Below are 20,638 nucleotides of genomic sequence, written 5' to 3'. Positions count from 1 at the left end.
CGTCGACTACGGCGAATCGCCTGGTAGCGTGGGCAAGAAGAAGTCTAGTTACTGGTCCCGGCGGTGCAGGTCGTGGAGTGAGAATCTGTGATTCGATTCGCAGAGCGTACGTGAGCGGCCCGACGGGCGGTATCGACACATGCCTGGATTTCCTCGCAAGTCCGTCCACACCATCCGATTGCCAAGTGGCCAACGTTTATAAATTCATTTATTTCAATTCTTTGCGGCACTGTTCTAACAAGCGGGGTCACCAGCTCGTCATAGCGTGCCGCCATGGCGACCAGCGTCGGCGAGCTGGCGTCGGCAAGGGATGGCAGTGACCGTAGCCAGCCACTGCCCGGGACCATCTCGCGTGCATTACGCGTCCACCCCAGGCGTGCTATGCGGCTGCCGTGGTGCGGCGTGCCCAGGGTGATGACTTGCACGACGTCATCGAGCCCATGGCGTGCGTAACACGCGCGTATCGTGAGTCCGCCCATGCTGTGGCCAACCAGGACAAGTGGGTGGCCGGGCAGGCGGTCACGCAGTCCCGCGAGGTATCGGGCGAGTGCGTCCGCCTGGTCGTCGATACTCGCGAACGGAGGCTCCAACGTCGGCGGCGGCGGACATCGAACGCCCCGTTGTTGCAGTCGCCACCGCAGAGGCAGCCAGTACGCGGCGTTGCAGGCATATCCATGCACGAGCACCACGACCGGCTCCCGGGGCGGCACCGTGGCGCGATCGCCGTGCGGTAGCCCGGCCAGGATTCGGTTCCACAGTGGCGCGAACGGTTGAAGAACGCTGTGGGTGGCGAACAGCGCGAGCCATTCCCGTGCTGCGACCCCGGCCGGTGGCAACGCTGCGCCACGGGCACTGTCTGCGTCGTCCCACCGCCATGCCGTATACCAGGCGACGACGAGATAGGCGGCGCGGCCGGACACCGAGATCGCGGCGAACATCACCGTCATCGCCGGACCGGTGGCCGGTGTGAAAATCGTAAGGACGACGGCGAGAATCAGGTAGCAGGAAAGCTCGCCGGCGAGTAGCCACCGCTCCAGGCGCGCGATCATGATGCCTCGCCGGCGTCGTCGCCACCGCCTGCCGGTTCCCGCAATGCCCGACGCAGGATTTTGCCGACATTGGTTTTCGGCAGCTCGTCGCGGAACACGATGTCCTGAGGCACCTTGTAGCCTGTCAGCGATTGCCGGCAGTGCGAAATGAGCGTTTCGGCGGTCAGGCCCGGTCCCCGGGGGACCACGAACGCGCGCAGGCGCTCGCCCTGGCGTTCGTCCGGCACGCCGATGACCGCCGCTTCGGCGACGTCCGGATGACTGATGAGCACCTCCTCCACTTCATTGGGATAAACATTGAAACCGGAGACGATCGCCATGTCCTTGAGGCGGTCGACGATATAGACAAAGCCGCGCTCACCGATGCGGGCCAAGTCGCCGGTGCGGAAGAAGTCGTCGGCGTGAAACGCCCGCTGCGTGGCCTCGTGCTGCTGCCAGTAGCCACTGGTTACCTGTGGGCCCCGCACACAGAGCTCGCCTACCTCGCCGGGGGGCAGCTCGGTGCCGTGCTCGTCACGAATGCTCACCTCCGTCGACGGCAGCGGCAACCCGATGCTGCCAGTGTAGTCGGGGATGTCCAGCGGATTCACGCAGACTGCCGGCGACGTCTCGGTGAGGCCGTAGGCTTCGACAATAGGGTGGCCGGTGACGGCATGCCACCGCTCGGCCACGCCCCGCTGTACGGCCATGCCGCCGCCGAGAGTGAGCTTGAGCCTGTCGAAGTTCAGGTGGTCGAACGAGGGTGTGTTCAACAAGGCGTTGAACAGCGTGTTGACCCCCGTCATCGCAGTGGGACGGGTTGCCTGCAACGTCTTCACCAGGGCGGGAAGGTCGCGTGGATTGGTGACCAGCACGTTCTCGCCGCCGATGCGCATGAACAGCAGACAGTTCGCCAGTAGCGAGAATATATGGTAGAGGGGCAGGGCGGTGAGGACGACCTCCTCGCCCTCCGACAAGTGTCCGCGCAGCCACGCCGAGGCCTGCTCCAGATTCGCGATCATGTTGCGGTGGCTGAGGATCGCGCCCTTGGCCGTACCGGTCGTCCCACCGGTGTACTGGAGGAATGCCGGGTCGCGTGGGTCCATGGGCACGCGCTCCGGCTCTCTGCCGGCACCTGCTGTGAGTGCATCGCGCAGTGGGATGGCGTCCGGTATCCGCCACGCCGGCACGGCGCGTCGGACATATCGAACCACCGCGTTCACCAACAGACGTCGCGGCCCGGGCAACAGATCGCCCAGCGACGTGACCACGATGGTTTCGAGCGCGCTGTCACGGTAGACGGTCTCCAGAGAGTGGGCGAAGTTCTCCAGGATCACGATGGCCCGTGCGCCCGAATCGTTCAGTTGGGCAGCGAGCTCCCGCGCGGTGTACAGCGGATTGACGTTGACCGCGACGAGCCCCGCCCGCAGCGCGCCGAAAAGCGCCACCGGGTACTGCAGGATGTTGGGCATCATGAGCGCCACCCGATCGCCCGGCTGAAGCCCGGCCTCCCGCTGAAGCCAGGCGGCGAAGGCGGCGCTGGAGCGATCGAGCTCTTCGTAGGTGAGCACGCCTCCGAGATTCGAGAAAGCCCTATGCCCGGCGAAGCGCCGGCAGCTCTCCTCGAAGACTTCGCGCAGGGTGATATTCGGCGGAACGGCTATATCCGCCGGGACACCCGGCGGATAGGCATCGAGCCAGATTCTGTCCATCGCTTCCCGCCTCCGTGTGAGCGTGCACCAGGTATTGTGATGCCTAATGTCCCGTGTGCATGCCGATCCGGCAAGCCGGACGGACTGGCGGACCGTCACATGCTCGTCATATCAATAGCCTATAGCTACACCACGCGCTCGCAATAAGGAACGTTCTGGTCACCGATCGAGTATGTTGCGACGCGCAAGAGGCTTTGCTATGTTGCAAAGCAGCAGACGGGTGAAAGACATCACCGAACTGCGTCAAAGGAGGCTATACGCTATGTATGATGAGCTGTTCAACAGCGCCAACGTGTCCATGGAACGGTTCGCCAAACCGGCACGCCGTTTCCAGAGCGTGGTGCTCGATAGCATGGAAAAGCTGGCACAGCAGCAGTTCGACGCGGCCCGTACGTACGCGGATCTGGGCTTGAAGAACCTGCGTGAAGGACTCTCCGTGAAGGACGTCAAGGGCTTTCAGGAGTACGTGCAGGGACAGCAGGCCGTCGTCCGCGACGTGACCGAGCGCTTGCAGGATGACGCCAAGGCGTTCGTCCGCATCCAGGAAGAGTTCGGTAACGAGGTTCGCGAGCTGTTCGAAGAGAACGTCTCCGAGGTCACTCAGAAGGCCGGCAAGGCTGCCGAGGCGACCGCGAAATCGGCGCAGCCCGCTTCGCAGTCGTCCACGCGCAAGGCGGCTAGCTGATCCGTCGGCTGAAAGAATTCAAAAAGGCCGCGTAAGCAGTAGCTTGCGCGGCCTTTTTTAGGTTACGCAATAGAATTGGAGGTGGAGCCACGGCCCCGCGGCGATGCGCGCTCACCGTGTCCATTCTGCGCCACTGCCCACGACACGACCCACCGCCTTTCGGTAGGCTTCGCAGCGTCCGGTAAAGGAGAGTGGGTTCTCATGCGATTTCAGGGCACTGATCGATACGTCGCTACCGATGACCTGACAATGGCCGTCAACGCTGCGGCCACGTTGCAGCGGCCACTGCTCATCAAGGGGGAGCCGGGCACCGGCAAGACCCTGCTCGCCGAGGAGGTGGCGCAGGCACTCGGAATGCCTTACTTCGAGTGGCACGTCAAATCCACGTCGAAGGCGCAGCAGGGGCTCTACGAATACGACGCCGTCTCGCGCCTGCGTGACTCCCAGCTCGGTGACGAACGCGTGCACGATATCGGCAACTACATCGTTCCAGGGCCGGTGTGGCGCGCATTCGAATCGCAGACACCGCCGGTGCTGCTGATCGACGAGATCGACAAGGCGGACATCGAGTTCCCGAACGATCTCCTGCGCGAGCTCGACCGCATGGAGTTCCACGTCCACGAAACCCAGCAGACCGTGCGCGCACATCACCGTCCGGTGATGATCATCACGAGCAACAACGAGAAAGAGTTGCCTGATGCGTTCCTTCGACGCTGCTTCTTCCACTACATCAGCTTCCCGGATCGGGAAACCATGGAACGCATCATCGATGTTCACTTCCCGGATATCAAAAGCACGCTCGTGCGCGAGGCGCTCGAAGTGTTCTTCGGACTGCGCGAGATGCCGGGTATTCGCAAGAAGCCGTCCACCTCGGAGCTGCTCGACTGGCTGAAGCTCCTGCTGGCGGAGGACGTCGACCCCGAGGTGCTGCGCGAGAGCAACCGCGAGAAGACGTTGCCGCCCCTGTTCGGTGCGTTGCTCAAGAACGAGCAGGACACGCGGCTGTTCGAGCGGCTGATGTTCATGGCACGGCGACGGCAGCAGGGCTGAATCGCTTATGGCCATCCTGCCGAGTTGCGTGCGAACCGCGCAGTCCACGTGGTCCGGACATCAGGGGGCGCCATGCTCATAGGGTTCCTCGAGGCGTTGCGGGCGGCGGGCATACGGGTGAGCGTGACCGAATTCCTGTCGCTGCTGGAAGCACTGAATGCCCGTGTCACGCTGGGCAGCGTCGACGAATTCTACGTTCTGGCACGCACCGCCCTGGTGAAGGATGAGACACGCTTCGACCGGTTCGATCAGGTGTTCTCGCGCTGGTTCAATGGCCTGGAAGATATTTCCCAGGTTCTGTCTGAAGAGCTGCCCGAAGAGTGGCTGCGTAAACAGGCGGAGCTCCACCTGGGCGATGAGGAACGGGCCAGGCTGCAAGGGCTGGGCTGGGAGGCGCTCATGCGCACGTTGCGCGAGCGTCTGGCCGAGCAGACCGAGCGCCACCAGGGTGGCAGCAAGTGGATTGGTACGGCGGGGCGGTCGCCGTTCGGGGCTTACGGCTACAACCCGGAAGGGGTGCGTATTGGCCAGGATCGATCGCGCCACCGGCGAGCCGTCAAGGTCTGGGACCAGCGGCGGTTTCGTAACCTCGACGGCGATCGCGCCCTGGACGTGCGCAATCTACAGGTGGCGTTGCGACGGCTGCGGCGGTTCGCGCGCGAGGGGGCGGGCGAGGAGCTCGATCTCGAAAGCACTATTCATTCCACCGCGCAACGCGGCGGACAGCTCGATCTGCGCATGGTGCCCGAGCGCCACAACGCGGCGCGGTTGCTGGTGTTCTTCGACGTCGGCGGCTCCATGGACGATCACGTGCCTATCTGTGAAGCGTTGTTCTCGGCCGCCCGCACGGAGTTCAAGCATCTGGAGTACTTCTATTTCCACAACTGCCTGTACGAAGGCGTGTGGCAGGACGCGACACGCCGCCAGGCGAGTGTCGTACCGACTTGGGATATCCTGCACACCTTCGACCCGGACTATCGGGTCATCGTGGTGGGCGATGCGAGCATGAGCCCCTACGAGATCAAGTTCCCGGGCGCGAGCGTGGAGCACTGGAACGAGGAGTCGGGGGAGGTGTGGCTGCAACGGCTGCGCTCCACCTTCCCCCGGCTCGTCTGGCTCAACCCCGAGCCGGAGGACCGCTGGAACTGGACGCCGTCCATCGGCATGATCCGGGAACTGCTGGGCGATCGCATGTATCCGCTGACGCCGGACGGTCTCGAGGCCGCCATGACGGCACTGAACCGATAGGACGAACGGTATGCGACGCGTCATCGTGTTACGCCACGCCATCGCCGAAGATCGCGACGAGGCCGCCCGGGGCGGCATTCCGGACGAGCGGCGAGCGCTGACCGATCGAGGTATCCGGCGCATGCGCGCCACCGCCGCCGGTATTGCCACGGTGGAGGACGATATCGTGGGCATCGCCCACAGCCCGCTGACGCGTGCGACGGAGACCGCCCGGTTGCTGGCCGATGCCTGCCCGAAGGCGGTGCTCGACGAGACCCGAGCGCTGACTCCCGGCGTGCGAACCGATGCACTGTTCGCGTACCTGGCGGCCGGCGAGAGCCGGGGAACCATGTGCGTCGTCGGGCACGAGCCGGGGCTGGGCGAGTGGCTCGGCGAGGCTGTAGCGGGCCCTGGTGCGCCACCCATGCCGTTGAAGAAAGCCGGCGCCGCCCTGCTGCGATTCGCCGGGGAGCCGTGTGCCGGCGGCGGCGAGCTCGAATGGTTTTTGCCGCCACGACTCAGCCGGCGGCTCGGCACATAGAGGACCTGCGCACATGAGCACCACGGAGCAGCCGTCCGACGAGGTGGCAGCGGTCGATCTCGGGTCGAACAGCTTCCACCTGGTCGCCGCCCGGGTTTCCAACGGCCAGCTTCAGGTGCTCGATCGCCTGCGCGAGCCGGTACGCCTGGCCGCAGGTCTCGACGACGCCCGCCGGTTGTCCACGGATGCCCGTGAGCGGGCGCTTGCGTGCCTGGCCCGGTTCGGGCAGCGCCTGCGGGCGTTGCCGCCGGAGTCGGTTCGCGTGATCGGCACGAACACGCTACGCCAGGCCCGGGATGCCCGGGGATTCGTCGCTGAAGCGGAGCGCGCCATCGGCCACGAGATCGAGGTGGTATCCGGCTACGAGGAGGCGCGGCTTATCTACCTCGGCGTCGCTCACAGCCTCGCCGAAGTGCGCGAGCGGCGTCTGGTGGTGGATATCGGTGGCGGCAGCACGGAGTTCGTACTCGGAGAGCGACTCACGCCTACCTATCTGGAGAGCCTGCACATGGGCTGCGTAAGCTTCACGCAGCGGTACTTTCCGGATGGGCGCATCACCGCCGCAGCGCTGAAACGGGCCCGCATGGCCGCGCTCATGGAGCTCGAGCCGGTGCAGGGGCACTTCATCGCCCGCGGCTGGGATCGGGCCGTGGGCGCCTCCGGGACGATACGGGCCATCGCAACGGCGCTGCGCGAGCAGGGCTGGACGGACGGAACGATTACCCCCGATGGGTTGGAGCGTCTGGTTCGGGCGGTGCGCAAGGCCGGGTCTCTCGAGGCCATCGACTTCAAGGGCGTGAGCGCGCGGCGCGCCCAGGTGCTGCCGGGGGGCGTCGCGGTCCTCGCCGGGGCGTTCGAGGCGCTTGGTATCGAGCGCATGGAGGCCGCTGACGGGGCGCTGCGGGAAGGCGCTCTCTACGATCTCGTCGGACGCATCCGCCACCAGGACGTGCGCAGCGCGGCCATCGAGGCGCTGGCAGCCCGCTATCATGTGGACGTATCGCATGCACGCCGTGTCGAGGCGACCGCCGTCGCTCTTCTGAGCCGGGTGGCGCGCTCCTGGGCGCTTGTGGACGAGACTGCAGAGCAGGTACTGCGCTGGGCGGCGCGGGCCCATGAGGTGGGCCTGGATATCTCTCACAGCCAGTATCACAAGCATGGAGCCTACATCGTCAGCTACAGCGATCTGCCCGGTTTCTCCCGCGAAGAGCAGCGGGAGCTGGCGGCGCTTGTGCGCGTGCACCGGCGCAAGTTCGCGGCGTCACCGTTCCGGGAAATCGGCGATGATCGTGCCGCGCGTGCGCGCCGCCTTGCCGTGCTGTTGCGACTGGCGGTGGTGCTGCATCGCGGACGGAGTCCGGCGGGGCTTCCGGACATCCACGTGGCCGTCGATGACGACTGCCTGGCGCTCACGTTCCCACCGGGCTGGCTCGGGGCCCACCCGCTTGCCGAGGCGGATCTGCGTGCCGAGGCCGACTACCTCGCGGCGGCGGGTTTCACCCTGCGATTCGGGTGAGCGCTCCGCCGGCGAGCCGCGTAGCGAGCGACCCGCCGAGCGATCATGCGCTGGTGTCCGGGACACTAGTATCCCGTTTCCGAGCGTCGGCGCAGAAGCTCGATCTGCGCGGCGTAAGCCGGCGTGTCCGGCGCAGGTGTGAGCCGCTGGTAGCTGCCGTCGGACTGCAGCTCCCAGGCCTGGCAATTGTCGTCCAGGTAGCACTGGAGGTCGTCGAGCACGCGGGTGCGCAGCTCCGTGTCGGTGATCGGGAAGCATGCCTCGACCCGGCGGAAGAAGTTGCGTTCCATCCAGTCGGCACTGCTGCAGTAAAGCTCCGCAGCGCCCGCGTTGGCGAAATAGAACACCCGCGTGTGTTCGAGGAAGCGACCGATCACCGAGCGGACCCGGATGTTCTCCGAGATACCGGGCAGGCCCGGCCGCAGTGAGCACATGCCGCGCACGATGAGGTCAATGGAGACACCCGCCATGCCAGCGGCGTAGAGGGCCTGAATCACTCGCGGCTCCACCAGCGAGTTCACCTTCACGATGATGCGTGCCTCATGCCCGGCACGTGCATGTTCCGCCTCGCGCTCGATCTTGGCGACCATGCCCTCGTGGAGCGTGAAAGGCGACTCCAGCAGCTTCGACAGCGCCGAAACCTTGCCCAGGCTGGTGAGCTGCAGAAATATGCGATGAACGTCCTCGCCGATCTGGCGGTCGGCCGTGAGCAGGCCGTAGTCCGTGTACAGCCGGGCCGTGCGGGAATGGTAGTTGCCCGTGCCCAGGTGCACGTAGTGGCTCAGCCGCCGGCCTTCGCGACGCACCACCAGGATCATCTTCGCGTGCGTCTTGTGTCCGACGACGCCATAGACGACATGCGCGCCGGCTTCCTGAAGCCGGTTGGCGAGTTTGATGTTGGCTTCTTCGTCGAAGCGCGCGCGCAGCTCCACGACCACGGTGACCTCCTTGCCGGCGCGCGCCGCGACCACCAGGTGATCGACGAGCACGGAATCCGGCCCGGTGCGGTAGAGGGTCTGCTTGATGGCGAGCACCTCGGGATCGGCGGCAGCCTGGCGCAGGAACTCCACCACCGGTGCGAATGATTCGTAGGGGTGGTGAAGGAGCACGTCACGGTCGCGCAGCACCTTGAACAGGTCGCTGGCATGGGCGAACTGCGCCGGCAGCCCCGGGGTGAAGGCGGCGTACTTGAAATCCGGGCGGTCGACAAGGTCGAACACCGCGAGCAGGCGGTTGAGGTTGACCGGCCCGTTGACCTGGTACAGGTCGTCGCGGCCGAGCTCGAACTCCTCGAGCAAGAAGTCGGACATGTGCTCCGGGCAGTTAGCCGCGACCTCGAGGCGCACCGCATCGCCGTAGCGTCGCGACGGCAGCTCGCCCTCCATGGCCCGCAGGAGGTCGTCCACCTCTTCCTCGTCCACGTACAGATCGCTGTTGCGTGTTACGCGGAACTGGTAGCAGCCGCGTGCGTTCATGCCCGGAAACAGATCGTTGACGTGCGCGTGGATGATGGAAGAGAGAAAGACGAAATCCCACGGCCCGCTGCCCTCGAGCTCCGGCGGCAGGTGGATGATGCGGGGCAGGGCGCGGGGCGCCTGGACGACCGCCAGGCCGCTGTTGCGCCCGAAGGCGTCCTTGCCCTCGAGCGAGACGATGAAGTTCAGGCTCTTGTTGAGCACCTGTGGAAACGGATGCGCCGGGTCGAGGCCCAGTGGGCTCAGCACCGGCAGCAGCGAGGAATAGAAGTAGTCGCGGACCCAGTCGCGTTGCTCTGCCCCCCACTCGGAGCGGCGCAGGAAGCGGATATCGTGGGTGGCAAGCTCCGGGACCAGCACGTCGTTGAGCACCCGGTACTGCTCTGTGACGATCTCGTGGGCGCGCAGACCGATCTCGCGCAGCACTTCCTGGGGCGTTCGGTTATCGGGGCCGGCCTGGGTCGCTCCCATCTCCAGTGCCTGCTTCAGGCCCGCGACACGGATCTCGAAGAACTCGTCCAGGTTGCTGCTGGCAATGCACAGGAACTTCAGCCGCTCGAGCAGCGGGGTTGCCTGGTCGCGGGCCTGTTCGAGCACCCGGCGGTTGAATTCGAGCATGCTCAACTGCCGGTTGAGGTAGAGCTCCGGGCTGCGTAGGTCCGGGGTATCCATTATGGCGCGTGCTCCCTCGTGCCGTTCACAAAAGCGTAACGTCACTGTAACCAATGCGCGTTACTGCCGTGTGACCGCAAGGCGTCGCTGGCGTTGCCGGGCTCGCCGTCCGGCCAGGTTCCGACCAGCGGCTAGAGGGGTGTCATGCGTTGCCTGTGAGAGCGTGCAATAGCTCGTAGTGGCGTCAGAGGTCCTTGGGGTCTTCACTGTATCTTGAAACCGTAGCAAACCACCCTCATCACCCAACCAGCTCGGAGGTCACCCCCATGCGTCAGAGTGCTGGAGCGCTTCGGAGGCGAGAGGCGCGCGCCTTGTCCCTTCGGCGCAGGAAGGGGCTGACGCGTCGCAACGCCTTTCGGGCCGATTAGCCACCGCAGAAGACCAGCCCCGCCTATGGCAAGGGAGCGGACGATGCACACCGTAGACAAAGACAAGAAGTTTCGCCGTTGGCCACCCAGGGTCCGCCGTCGCCGCTCGTCTACCGAGCAGCAGGCCGACTCGCCACCCCGCGAGCCTGTGGAGACGCCACCGCAGGCACCCGAGCCCCCGGCCGGCGACACCACCACGAAACACACGGATGGCGCGGGTCGGGACGTCAAGGTCAAGTTTCGAACCCGACGGCGGGTCGTGCGCCCTCCATCCGATTCCCAGGATTGACGCAGCCCGCTACGAAACCCTTCAGCGGTGATGTTGTCGCAAACACCGTGACTGCCCGGTACTTGCGAGCGGGCCGGGCAGGCGCGCTGGCTGGTGCGTATGTCCTGGAGGTCTCCTCCCGTTGGGGGCGGGTGACGTACTGCGCACCTGTGAGTAGATTGGTAACCCGTTTGGCATATGACGGAATTAAGCGACAAGGAGATGGTATGAGCACACGCATGCTGCGCTGGGGCGCGTTCGCGCTCGCGACCGCCCCGATGGTGGCCACGGCCGCCCAGACCTACGAGATCGATTCCTCCCACACCTACCCGTACTTCGAAGTCAGCCATCTCGGCTTTTCGGTGATGGGGGGGCAATTCGACCAGACATCCGGCTCGTTCGTTCTGGACCGCGACGGTGGCAACTCGAGTGTCAGCGTGACCATCAGCGCGGACTCCATCGATACCGGGCACGAGAAGCGCGACGAACACCTGCGCTCCGACGACTTCTTCGCTGTCCAGCAGCACCCCGAAATCACCTATGAGTCCACCGAGGTGACGTTCGAGGGCGAGGACGAGGCCACCATTGAGGGCGAGCTAACTATGCTCGGCAAGACCCGCCCGGTGACGCTGAAGGTGAACAAGATCAACTGCGGCGAGCACCCGATGAATGGCGAGCACGTCTGCGGGTTCAACGCAGTCGCCGAGATCGAGCGCTCGACGTTCGGCATGGATTACGGTCTCCCGGCGATCGGCGATACCGTGGACATCCGTATCCAGGCCGAGGGGGTTGCCCGCGACTCCGAGAAGGTCGCCCAGAACTAGCGTCGTATCGCCGACACGCACCTGGTCAGAGCCCGGTGGCCACTACGGCGCCGGGCTTTTTTTCGCATCCGGTCCGTGTCGATCGGGGATGGGCGTGTGCTTGCCATACGCCAGCGTATGGGGTATGTTCAGTGACCGTTGCCATACGGCAGCGTATGGTCTAGAGTTCGCCACATGAACAGCAGTACCGCCAAGCAGTCACTCACCGCCGAAGACTGGGCGCAGGCCGCGCTCGACGCCATCGCCGAGACCGGGATGAAGGGCCTGGCCGTGGAGCCGCTCGCACGGAGGCTCGGCGTGACCAAAGGGAGTTTCTATTGGCATTTCGCCAATCGGCGTACGCTGCTCGTGGCCGCTCTGGATCTCTGGGAGCGTCGGGAGACCGATGAAGTGCTGGCCCGGGCCGCCCAGGAGACCGACCCGCGCAAGCGTCTGGCACGTCTGTTCAGGGAAGCGGACGGTAGCCAGCGCGCCGGCCGGCTGTACCTAACGCTCGCGAATGCCACCGAGAATCAGGTGGCCGCGGCGGTGGTGCGGCGGGTCATGGAGCACCGCATGCAATTCCTGCGGGATTGTTACGCGGATATGGGGCTCGATGCGCAGGAGGCCTCGGAACGGGCGGCAATGGCATACTCCATGTTCCTCGGCACGCTGCAGCTGCGGCGTGACGCCCCGGAGACGATCCCGTCCGGGGAACGGTTCCACGAGTACATGCACTTCATCGGCGAGGCGTTGATACCGGGGTACGACCGCGCGCTGGTACGCCGCGAGTCGGACGACTGAACCGGTCTTCGCGCCCGCCTGGGGTCGCCGGCGCATTCACCCTGGCGACACTATCGGTCCTCTGGGGAGGAGTGCTATGTACGGGCTCGTTGCGACCCTCATCGCCATCGCCGCTGTCTGGGCGCTGGCCTATCGAGGGGTATCCCTCGTCGTCTGGACGGCCATGGTCGCCGTCTATCTGCTCGGTCTTTTCGCCACTGGCGGCATGGGCTCGAGCGGTCTCGTCATCGCCGCGGTCATCGGCATCCCGGTAGCTGCGATCGTGAACCTGCCGCGCCTGCGTCAACGCCTGGTAACCGGTGGGCTGTTTCGTGTCTTCCGCAAGGTGTTGCCGAGCATGAGCGACACCGAACGCGAGGCGCTGGAGGCGGGCGATACCTGGTGGGAGACCGACCTGTTCCGTGGCCGCCCGGACTGGCGCAAGCTCCACGAGATGAAGGTGACCGAGCTCTCCGACGAGGAGCGCGAGTTCATCGATAATCAGGTGGAGACGCTCTGCGCCATGCTCGACGAGGACGACATCGTCCGGCGCGAGCACGACCTGCCGCAAAAAGCCTGGGATTACCTCAAAAACGAACGCTTCTTCAGCCTGATCATTCCCAAGGCGTACGGCGGTCGCGAGTTCTCGTCGCTGGCGCAGTCCACGGTGGTCTCGAAGATTTCCAGCAAGAGCCTCTCGGCTGCCGTGACCGTGATGGTGCCCAATTCCCTCGGCCCCGGCGAGCTGCTGATGAAATACGGCACGGACGCGCAGAAGGACTACTGGCTGCCGCGCCTCGCCGACGGCCGTGAGATCCCCTGTTTCGCGCTCACCGGGCCCGACGTCGGCTCCGATGCCGGCGGCATGCCCGACTACGGTGTGGTCTGCCGTGGCGAGCACAACGGCGAAGAGGTCCTGGGCATCCGGGTCAACTTCAGCAAGCGTTACATCACCCTCGCACCGGTGGCCACGGTCCTGGGTCTGGCGTTCAAGCTCCATGATCCGGATCGCGTTCTCGGCGGCGAGCAGGACATTGGCATCACCTGCGCTCTGATTCCCGCCGATCACCCGGGCGTGAAGATCGGCAAGCGCCATTTCCCCATGGGGCTCGCGTTCATGAACGGCCCGCTAGAAGGCGAGGATGTCTTCATTCCGCTGGAGTGGATCATCGGCGGACAGCCGATGGCCGGCAAGGGCTGGCGCATGCTGGTGGAGTGCCTGTCCGTCGGCCGCGCCATCTCGTTGCCGGCGCTGGCGACCGCGGCGAGCAAGGTGAGCTATCGCACCACTGGCGCCTATGCGCGCATCCGCCGCCAGTTCAAGCTGCCCATCGGCAAATTCGAGGGTGTGCAGGAGGGTATGGCCCGTATCGCCGGCGGCACCTACACCCTCGAGGCGGCGCGCCGGCTCACCGCAAGCGCCGGCGACATGGGCATCAAGCCCTCGGTGGTCTCGGCGATTGCCAAGTACCACATGACCGAGCGCATGCGCGTGATGGTCAACGATGCCATGGATATTCACGCCGGGCGCGGGATCATCTACGGACCGCGCAACTACCTGGGCTACGCGTATCAGGCCATGCCCGTGGCCATCACTGTCGAAGGCGCGAACATCCTCACCCGCAATCTCATGATCTTCGGCCAGGGGGCGATCCGCTGCCATCCCTATGTGCTCGCCGAGATGGAAGCGGCGCAGAACAAGGATCTCGACGCCTTCGACCGCCTGCTCGTCCGGCACGTGGGTTATTCCATCAACCGTGGTACCCGTGCGTTGACCCTGGGGCTCACCGGCGCCCGTCTCGCCGGTTCCCCCGTCGCGGGACCACTGGCGCGCTACTACCGCCAGCTCACGCGCATGAGCACCGCCCTCGCGTTCGTCTCCGACGTGGCCATGGGCGTGCTTGGTGGCGATCTCAAGCGCCGTGAGCGTCTCTCGGCCCGTCTCGGCGATGTGCTGAGCCAGCTCTACCTCGCCTCGGCAGTGCTCAAGTTCCATGCGGACGGCGGCCGCGACGCGGACGAGCTGGATCACGTGCGGTGGGCGCTGGAGCACGCGCTGGCGGAGATATACCGCGCCTTCGACGAGTTCTTCGACAATTTCCCGAATCGGGCGATCGCGCGCGGACTGCGGATCGTGGTCTTCCCGCTGGGACGCCCCTACAAGGCGCCGGAGGACCGGCTCGGCAGCCGCATCGCCGAGCGCATGATGGCCCCGGGCGGCGTGCGCGATCGCGTCACCGCGCACACTTACCTCGGCGCGAGCGCGGACGATGCGATCGGGCGAATGGAGGCCACCTTCGAGCTGCTGATGAAGGCGGAGAAACCCTACGGTGTCTTCCAGAAGGCGGTCAGCCGCGGCGAGGTCGATGGGTATACCTTCGACGAGCAGCTCGCCAACGCCGTCGCGGGCGGGGTGATCGACGAGGCGGACGCCAAGCTCGTCGCCGACTACGAGAAGGCACGTTACGACGCCATCGTCACCGACGCCTTCGACAAGGCCGAGCTCACGCCGCGCAGCGAGCTGGAAGCCCGTCGGCGCGACGTGGCCTGATCGGCTACCCGTAACCCGGTCCGGGGGCGTTTCGCCCCCGGTGCAACGCAGTCCATTCAGGAGAGGTGGAGGATGAGCGAGAGCATTCACGTACGCCGTGCCGCGGTCCTCGGCGCCGGCGTCATGGGCGCACAAATCGCCGCCCAGCTCGTCAACGCCGGGGTCGAGGCAGTGCTCTTCGAGCTGCCCGCCGACGGCGATGACCCCAACGCCAACGCACGCCGGGCCATCGAGCGGCTGAAGAAACTACAGCCCGCGCCGCTCGCCAGCCAGGCCAACGCCGAGCTGATCCGGCCCGCGAACTACGACCAGCATCTCGGCGAGCTCGCCAACTGCGATCTGGTGATCGAGGCCGTCGCCGAACGCCTCGACATCAAGAAGGCACTGTTCGCCCGCATCGCCGATTACTTGCCGGCGGAAGCCATCGTTGGCTCCAATACCTCGGGGCTGTCGGTCAACGCGCTCGCCGAGGTGCTTCCGGAGAATCTGCGCCATCGCTTCTGCGGCATTCACTTCTTCAACCCGCCGCGCTACATGCATCTCGTGGAGCTGATCGCCTGCGCCTCGACCGAAGGGTGGGTCCTGGATCAGCTCGAGGGCTTTCTCACGACCACGCTCGGCAAAGGCGTGGTACGTGCCAAAGACACGCCGAACTTCGTCGGCAACCGCATCGGCGTGTTCGCGATCATGGCGGCGATGCACCACGCCGACCGCCTGGGTATCCCGCTGGACGTGGTCGACGCGCTCACCGGGCCGACGATCGGCCGCCCCAAGAGCGCGACCTTCCGCACCGCGGACGTCGTCGGACTGGATACGCTCAAGCACGTGGTCGAGGGCAACGTGGCGCGCCTGCAGGACGACCCCTGGGTCGGCTACCTGCGCCTGCCCGAATGGATGAACCGCCTGGTCGAAGGCGGCGCTCTGGGTCAGAAGAGCGGCGCGGGTGTCTACCGCAAGGAAGGCAGGCAGATCCTGGTGCTCGACGCCGACAGCGGTGAGTACCGGCCCTCCGAGCAGCGAGCCGACGAGGCCGTGCGCACGATCCTGGAGCAGCGTGACCCGGCCGCGCGCTTCCGGGCGCTGCGCGAATCGGATCACCCCCAGGCCCAGTTCCTGTGGGCGATTCATCGCGATACGTTCCACTATGCCGCGCATCTGCTCGGCGAGATCGCCGACAACGCCCGGGACGTGGACTTCGCGATCCGCTGGGGCTTCGGCTGGCAACAAGGCCCGTTCGAGATCTGGCAGGCCGCCGGTTGGCGGGAGACCGCTGCGGCGATGCGCGCCGACATCGAAGCAGGCAGAGCCATGGCCACCGAGCCACTGCCGGCATGGGTGGAGTCGCTGGAGGCCGTGCACACCCCGGAAGGCTCCTGGGCACCGACCGATTCCACCTACCGGCCGCGGTCGGGGCTCGCGGTCTACCGTCGCCAGCGCTTCCCCGAGACCGTACTGGGGGGGCCGCAGCCACCGGCCGGCGAAACCACCTTTGAGACGGATGCGGTTCGCCTGTGGCACCTGGACGACGACATCGGGATTCTGAGTTTCCGCTCACCGCAGCACGCCGTCGGCAAGGATGTGCTGGAAGGGGTTCTGGAGGCCATGGACATCGCGGAGCGCCGTTACGAGGCGGTGGTCCTCTGGCAGCCCAGGGAGCCCTTCTCCGTGGGGGCCAATCTCAAGCAGGTGGTCGACGCACTCGAAGCTCAGGACTTCGACACCCTGCAGCTCATGGTGGAGCTCTTCCAGCGTGCCACCGGCCGAATGCGTGATTCGAGCGTGCCGGTGGTTGCCGGCGTGCGCGGCATGGCGCTCGGGGGCGGTTGCGAGTTCCTCATGCATTGCGATCACGTGGTCGCCGCGCAGGAGAGCTACGTGGGCCTGGTGGAAGCCGGCGTCGGGCTGATACCCGCCGGCGGCGGTTGCAAGGAGTTCGCCGTGCGTGCCGCCCGGGACGCGGTCGACGGTGATCCGTTCACGTTGATCAAGCAACGCTTCGAGGCCATCGCCAAGGCGGAGGTCGGCCGTAGTGCGCAGCAGGCGCGGGAGCTCGGCTACCTGGAGCGCAATGCCACCATCGTGCAGAACACGCACGAGGTCCTCCATGTGGCCACGGAGCAGGCGAGGGCGCTCGTTGCCGCCGCGTACCGGCCGCCGCTGAAGCGCCGGGTGCCGGTTGCCGGGCGCGACGGTGTCGCCACCCTCAAGGGGCTGCTCGTGAATATGCGCGACGGCGGCTTCATTTCCGAGCACGACTACGAGGTGGCGAGCCGCTCGGCGGTCGCGCTATGCGGCGGTGAAGTGGACCCGGGGACGCTCGTGGACGAGGACTGGATCCTGCGCCTCGAGGTGGAGGGGTTCATGGCGTTGCTGCGCACCCGCGCCACCGGCGAACGCATCGTTCACATGCTCAAGACCGGCAAGCCGCTTCGCAACTGAGCGCCTTCCGAGCATGAACGCACCCGCGGCGTCGGAGAGACGCCGCGGGCTGCGAGGAGAGAAGACATGGCAGAGATACAGAATGCTTACATCGTCGCCGCCACGCGCACGCCGGTGGGCAAGGCGCCGCGCGGCATATTCCGGCACACCCGCCCGGATGACCTGCTCGCCCACGTGCTCCGCGGCGCCGTCGCCCAAGTGCCCGGCCTGGAGGCGGAGCAGGTCGAGGACGTTGTCGTTGGCTGTGCGATGCCCGAGGGCGCACAGGGGCTCAACGTCGCACGCATTGGCGCGCTGCTCGCCGGGTTCCCCGACAGCGTCCCCGGCGTGACCGTCAATCGCTTTTGCGCCTCGGGGCTGCAGAGTATCGCCCAGGCGGCGGATCGCATTCGCCTCGGCGCGGCCGACTGCATCGTCGCCGGCGGCACCGAGAGCATGAGCGCGATCCCCTGGATGGGGAACAAGCCCTCGTTCAACCCTGCCGTTTTCGCGCGTGACGAGAACGTGGGCATCGCCTACGGCATGGGCCTTACCGCCGAGCGGGTCGCCGAGCGTTGGCAGGTCTCCCGGGACGACCAGGACGCGTTCGCCCTGGAGAGCCACAAACGTGCGCTGGCGGCCATCGACGGCGGGGAGTTCGCGGACGAAATCCTGCCCATGACCGTTCGCCGCCACCTGCCGGAGGCCGAGGGGACGGCCGTGCGCCTGAGCGAGCGCACTGCCGACACGGACGAGGGCCCGCGCGCCGATTCCAGCGCCGAGGGCCTTGCCAAGCTGCGGCCGGTATTCGCAGCCCGCGGCTCGGTGACCGCCGGCAACAGCTCGCAGACCAGTGACGGCGCCGGTGCGGTGGTTGTCATGAGCGAACGCATGGTCAAGGCACTCGGCGTACAGCCGCTGGCTCGCTTCGTCGGTTACAGCGTGGCCGGTGTGCCGCCGGAGATCATGGGCATCGGCCCCAAGGTCGCCATTCCCAAGGCCCTCGAGCAGGCAGGGCTCGAACAGGACCAGCTCGGGTGGATCGAGCTCAACGAGGCATTCGCGGCGCAGAGTCTCGCAGTGATGCGCGAGCTGGAGCTGGATCCGGCCCGTGTCAATCCGCTGGGGGGCGCCATTGCGCTGGGGCACCCGCTGGGCGCTACCGGCGCCGTGCGTACCGCGACGCTGCTTCACGGCATGCGCCGTCGCAACCTGAACTACGGCATGGTCACCATGTGCGTGGGCACCGGCATGGGGGCCGCGGGCATCTTCGAGCGCGCCTGACGCGTGCCGCCTAGCCAGGGTGGGCCAAACGAGGCCCACCCGTTACGACATCCATGAGGAGGAGAACCATGCGCGGAATGACCGGGATGTTGCTAGCCGGTGCGTTGCTGGGTTGCTCTGCGTCGGCATCCGCCGCGGAGCTCGCCGGTGTGACGCTTGCGGACGAGGCCATCGTGGCCGACAGCGAGCTCACGCTGAACGGACTCGGTCTGCGGGAGAAGTTCTTCGTGGACGTCTACGTAGGCGGACTGTACCTATCCGAACGCGTGACCGAGGCCGAGCAGGCCATTGCCATGGACGGTCCCAAGCGGGTAGTGCTGCACATCGTCTACGATGAGATCGAGCACGAAAAGCTGGTGGACGCCTGGAACGAGGGCTTCGAAGCCAATCTGGACGACGCGCAGCGCCAGGCGTTCGCGGGCGAGATCGAGCGTTTCAACGGCCTGTTCGAGACGGTGAAGTCGGGCGACGAGATCGCGGTGGAATACCTGCCCGCAACCGGTACCCGGGTGAAGCTAAACGGCGAGATCAAAGGTACCGTCGAGGGCGCGGACTTCGCCGAGGCGTGGCTGCGCATCTTCATTGGCGACCACCCGGCGGACGACGACCTCAAGGCGGGCATGCTGGGGGGAAGCTGAAAGTCGCAAGCATCAAGTCGAAAGAAGAGGGAGAGTTTTAACGCAAGGACACGAAGTTCCACGAAGAGTCACAAGGGAAGACAGTGTCTGCGTGATTGCGGCGCTTGGCGGATGTCTGAGTTCTTTGGCGGGCGGGGTTCGTGGATATTCCGTTGCCGGTCAATTGCGCTGTGCATGAACATCGCTGAACAGTCGCCGCGGGTCGGCGAGCGCGCAGCGCTGGCCGACATACCCGTCGCAGAGATGTCGGCTGCCAAGAGCAGCCTACCTACCTGGCTTCCGGCTCGCGCCGGCGCCGTAGATACGCCGTTGCCGGTCAAATCGTAGGTCGGTTGCTCTTGGCAACCGACTCTCCCCGCACTGGCTCCGTCCTTCGCACCCGGAAGCCGATACCTCCGCATCCGGTGTGTCGGCCAGCGCTGTGCGCTCGCCGACCTAAAGCGCTGTTGCCCTGCTACCTGCGCGGCAATGCGCCGCCGCAATGCGGGAGGCTTGAAACTCGATACTTGAAACCCGGAGCCCGCAATTCCTCATTGCCCGAATCGAGCGAGAAAACGCTCCGGCGCGTGAGCGATGCGGCGGGCCTCGTAATCGTAGAAGACGATACCGGTTTTCGCACGAGCGGCCTCGCGGCCGGCGTTCTCGCTGTCGAAGCGGTAGACGACGTCGCAGCCGTATTTATTGAAGTCGGTGAGGCCGATGTGAACGTTCAGCCGGTCGCCGGCGAACACTTCCGAGCGATAGACCACCACGGCGTCGGCCATGATGATCGAGCAGCCCTCCACGTCCAGCTCGCTGTAGCCCAGACTCCTGAAGAAACGGTCCCGGGCCTCGTGCGCGTAGGCGAGCACCATCTCGTTGCCCATGTGGCCGCCGTAGTTCATGTCGGTGAGGCGCACATCGATGCTCGTCGTGAAATCGAATCGTTCGGGGAGCGCCAGGTGGACCCGGGCCATTAGTCGTCCTCCGATGGAGTGACACCCTCACGCTCGAGGGCGGCCTCCAGAGTGTCGGTGGATACCGCGCCCGGGAAGGCACGGCCGCCGACCACCAGTGTGGGTACCCCGGTGAGGCCAATCGCTTGCGCCGCCTCGACGTCCTCGAGCAGGCCTGCGAGCGCGTCCTGCTGCTCCCAGGCGGCTGTCAGGCACTCTTCGACACCGTGACCGCGGGCGATCCCGACCAACACCTCGGGGTCGCCTATGTTGTGTTGCTCTGCGAAGTAGGCGTGAAAGAGAGCATCGTGCAGGCCGAGAAAGGCGTCCGGGCGCTGGCGGAGGACCGTGCGTGCCAGCAGCAGGGCGCGACGGGAGTTGGTGGTGAAGCGTCGCTCGGCGAGTGGCAGCCCCTCGTCGCGGGCCATTTGCGTTACCGCCTCGGTCATCTGCGCCCACTGGGCCGCGGGATAGCCCAGCGCCTCCACAGGGCGCCCTTGCGACGGGTTATCGGGATGGATCTCGACGAACCGATATTGCACCGAGACGGGGTAGCGCTGCGTGATCCGGCGCAGCCGGTGGCTGCCCACGTAGCAGAAGGGGCAGATGTAATCGAAATAGAATTCCACCGGAATACGCGCGTCTTCTGTGCTCATGCCTCGCTCCATGGCGGTCCCGAACTCG

16 protein-coding genes are annotated in these 20,638 nt (G+C 65.9%); 11 read left to right on the top strand and 5 right to left on the bottom strand.

Translation table 11 applies throughout. The features are described from left to right. Positions 1 to 44 precede the first annotated feature (44 nt). Positions 45 to 1,049 (bottom strand): lipase family alpha/beta hydrolase, encoded by a 1,005-nt coding sequence (locus ACPEES_RS00730; RefSeq protein ID WP_435099812.1) that lies wholly within the window; start codon positions 1,047 to 1,049, stop codon positions 45 to 47. Further along, positions 1,046 to 2,740, bottom strand: a complete 1,695-nt coding sequence (locus ACPEES_RS00725; RefSeq protein ID WP_435099810.1) for an AMP-binding protein — start codon at positions 2,738 to 2,740, stop codon at positions 1,046 to 1,048. The genes ACPEES_RS00730 and ACPEES_RS00725 overlap by 4 nt, the downstream gene beginning before the upstream one ends. Before the next feature lie 262 nt (positions 2,741 to 3,002). Here ACPEES_RS00725 and ACPEES_RS00720 point away from each other — a divergent pair, with 262 nt between their 5' ends. From ACPEES_RS00720 to ppx, 5 genes are all read left to right on the top strand, one after another. Further along, the gene (locus tag ACPEES_RS00720; protein ID WP_435099808.1) at positions 3,003 to 3,425 is read left to right on the top strand and encodes a phasin family protein; all 423 of its coding nucleotides are present in this window, start codon (positions 3,003 to 3,005) and stop codon (positions 3,423 to 3,425) included. A gap of 201 nt (positions 3,426 to 3,626) precedes the next feature. After that, positions 3,627 to 4,475, top strand: a complete 849-nt coding sequence (locus tag ACPEES_RS00715; protein ID WP_435099806.1) for an AAA family ATPase — start codon at positions 3,627 to 3,629, stop codon at positions 4,473 to 4,475. Positions 4,476 to 4,547: 72 nt separating this feature from the next. Next, on the top strand, positions 4,548 to 5,723 hold the full coding sequence (locus ACPEES_RS00710) for a vWA domain-containing protein (RefSeq protein WP_435099804.1): 1,176 nt from the start codon (positions 4,548 to 4,550) through the stop codon (positions 5,721 to 5,723). A gap of 10 nt (positions 5,724 to 5,733) precedes the next feature. Continuing rightward, a complete protein-coding gene (locus ACPEES_RS00705; RefSeq protein WP_435099802.1) occupies positions 5,734 to 6,243 on the top strand; it encodes a SixA phosphatase family protein in 510 nt (169 codons plus the stop codon). A gap of 13 nt (positions 6,244 to 6,256) precedes the next feature. Then, positions 6,257 to 7,759 (top strand): exopolyphosphatase, encoded by a 1,503-nt coding sequence (ppx, locus tag ACPEES_RS00700; RefSeq protein WP_435099800.1) that lies wholly within the window; start codon positions 6,257 to 6,259, stop codon positions 7,757 to 7,759. A 65-nt stretch (positions 7,760 to 7,824) separates the two neighbouring features. Here ppx and ppk1 read toward each other — a convergent pair whose 3' ends face one another. Next, positions 7,825 to 9,906, bottom strand: coding sequence for a polyphosphate kinase 1 (gene ppk1, locus ACPEES_RS00695; RefSeq protein WP_435099798.1), 2,082 nt, complete (start codon positions 9,904 to 9,906; stop codon positions 7,825 to 7,827). Positions 9,907 to 10,769: 863 nt separating this feature from the next. Between ppk1 and ACPEES_RS00690 the strand changes: the two genes are divergently transcribed. The 6 genes from ACPEES_RS00690 to ACPEES_RS00665 all read left to right on the top strand — a co-directional run bounded on the left by ACPEES_RS00690 (position 10,770) and on the right by ACPEES_RS00665 (position 19,019). After that, a complete protein-coding gene (locus tag ACPEES_RS00690; protein ID WP_435099796.1) occupies positions 10,770 to 11,366 on the top strand; it encodes a YceI family protein in 597 nt (198 codons plus the stop codon). A 174-nt stretch (positions 11,367 to 11,540) separates the two neighbouring features. Next, on the top strand, positions 11,541 to 12,149 hold the full coding sequence (locus ACPEES_RS00685; protein WP_435099794.1) for a TetR/AcrR family transcriptional regulator: 609 nt from the start codon (positions 11,541 to 11,543) through the stop codon (positions 12,147 to 12,149). A gap of 76 nt (positions 12,150 to 12,225) precedes the next feature. Then, on the top strand, positions 12,226 to 14,679 hold the full coding sequence (locus ACPEES_RS00680; protein WP_435099792.1) for an acyl-CoA dehydrogenase: 2,454 nt from the start codon (positions 12,226 to 12,228) through the stop codon (positions 14,677 to 14,679). Positions 14,680 to 14,751: 72 nt separating this feature from the next. After that, positions 14,752 to 17,118: a 3-hydroxyacyl-CoA dehydrogenase/enoyl-CoA hydratase family protein gene (locus tag ACPEES_RS00675; protein ID WP_435099784.1), complete on the top strand. Its 2,367-nt coding sequence runs from the start codon at positions 14,752 to 14,754 to the stop codon at positions 17,116 to 17,118. Positions 17,119 to 17,184: 66 nt separating this feature from the next. Continuing rightward, positions 17,185 to 18,381 carry an acetyl-CoA C-acyltransferase gene (locus tag ACPEES_RS00670; RefSeq protein ID WP_435099781.1) on the top strand — a complete coding sequence of 399 codons (1,197 nt, stop codon included), beginning with the start codon at positions 17,185 to 17,187 and terminating at the stop codon, positions 18,379 to 18,381. A gap of 68 nt (positions 18,382 to 18,449) precedes the next feature. Further along, positions 18,450 to 19,019, top strand: a complete 570-nt coding sequence (locus ACPEES_RS00665; RefSeq protein ID WP_435099778.1) for a chalcone isomerase family protein — start codon at positions 18,450 to 18,452, stop codon at positions 19,017 to 19,019. 530 nt (positions 19,020 to 19,549) lie between these two features. Here ACPEES_RS00665 and ACPEES_RS00660 read toward each other — a convergent pair. Continuing rightward, positions 19,550 to 19,975: a thioesterase family protein gene (locus ACPEES_RS00660; protein WP_435099775.1), complete on the bottom strand. Its 426-nt coding sequence runs from the start codon at positions 19,973 to 19,975 to the stop codon at positions 19,550 to 19,552. After that, complete coding sequence (locus ACPEES_RS00655) at positions 19,975 to 20,610, bottom strand: DsbA family oxidoreductase (RefSeq protein ID WP_435099772.1); 636 nt, start codon at positions 20,608 to 20,610, stop codon at positions 19,975 to 19,977. The genes ACPEES_RS00660 and ACPEES_RS00655 overlap by 1 nt, the downstream gene beginning before the upstream one ends. Positions 20,611 to 20,638: the final 28 nt, after the last annotated feature.

Source organism: Arhodomonas sp. AD133, assembly GCF_051195215.1.
In the GTDB taxonomy this organism is placed as follows: Bacteria; Pseudomonadota; Gammaproteobacteria; order Nitrococcales; family Nitrococcaceae; genus Arhodomonas.
This window is presented reverse-complemented; position numbering and strand designations above follow the sequence as displayed.

Coding starts and splice junctions, on each gene's coding strand:
- ACPEES_RS00660 (WP_435099775.1), bottom strand. CDS start 19,975: ATGGCCCGGGTCCACCTGGCGCTCCCCGAACGATTCGATTTCACGACG.
- ACPEES_RS00720 (WP_435099808.1), top strand. CDS start 3,003: ATGTATGATGAGCTGTTCAACAGCGCCAACGTGTCCATGGAACGGTTC.
- ACPEES_RS00675 (WP_435099784.1), top strand. CDS start 14,752: ATGAGCGAGAGCATTCACGTACGCCGTGCCGCGGTCCTCGGCGCCGGC.
- ppx (WP_435099800.1), top strand. CDS start 6,257: ATGAGCACCACGGAGCAGCCGTCCGACGAGGTGGCAGCGGTCGATCTC.
- ACPEES_RS00725 (WP_435099810.1), bottom strand. CDS start 2,740: ATGGACAGAATCTGGCTCGATGCCTATCCGCCGGGTGTCCCGGCGGAT.
- ppk1 (WP_435099798.1), bottom strand. CDS start 9,906: ATGGATACCCCGGACCTACGCAGCCCGGAGCTCTACCTCAACCGGCAG.
- ACPEES_RS00685 (WP_435099794.1), top strand. CDS start 11,541: ATGAACAGCAGTACCGCCAAGCAGTCACTCACCGCCGAAGACTGGGCG.
- ACPEES_RS00715 (WP_435099806.1), top strand. CDS start 3,627: ATGCGATTTCAGGGCACTGATCGATACGTCGCTACCGATGACCTGACA.
- ACPEES_RS00655 (WP_435099772.1), bottom strand. CDS start 20,610: ATGAGCACAGAAGACGCGCGTATTCCGGTGGAATTCTATTTCGATTAC.
- ACPEES_RS00710 (WP_435099804.1), top strand. CDS start 4,548: ATGCTCATAGGGTTCCTCGAGGCGTTGCGGGCGGCGGGCATACGGGTG.
- ACPEES_RS00665 (WP_435099778.1), top strand. CDS start 18,450: ATGCGCGGAATGACCGGGATGTTGCTAGCCGGTGCGTTGCTGGGTTGC.
- ACPEES_RS00730 (WP_435099812.1), bottom strand. CDS start 1,049: ATGATCGCGCGCCTGGAGCGGTGGCTACTCGCCGGCGAGCTTTCCTGC.
- ACPEES_RS00670 (WP_435099781.1), top strand. CDS start 17,185: ATGGCAGAGATACAGAATGCTTACATCGTCGCCGCCACGCGCACGCCG.
- ACPEES_RS00680 (WP_435099792.1), top strand. CDS start 12,226: ATGTACGGGCTCGTTGCGACCCTCATCGCCATCGCCGCTGTCTGGGCG.
- ACPEES_RS00705 (WP_435099802.1), top strand. CDS start 5,734: ATGCGACGCGTCATCGTGTTACGCCACGCCATCGCCGAAGATCGCGAC.
- ACPEES_RS00690 (WP_435099796.1), top strand. CDS start 10,770: ATGAGCACACGCATGCTGCGCTGGGGCGCGTTCGCGCTCGCGACCGCC.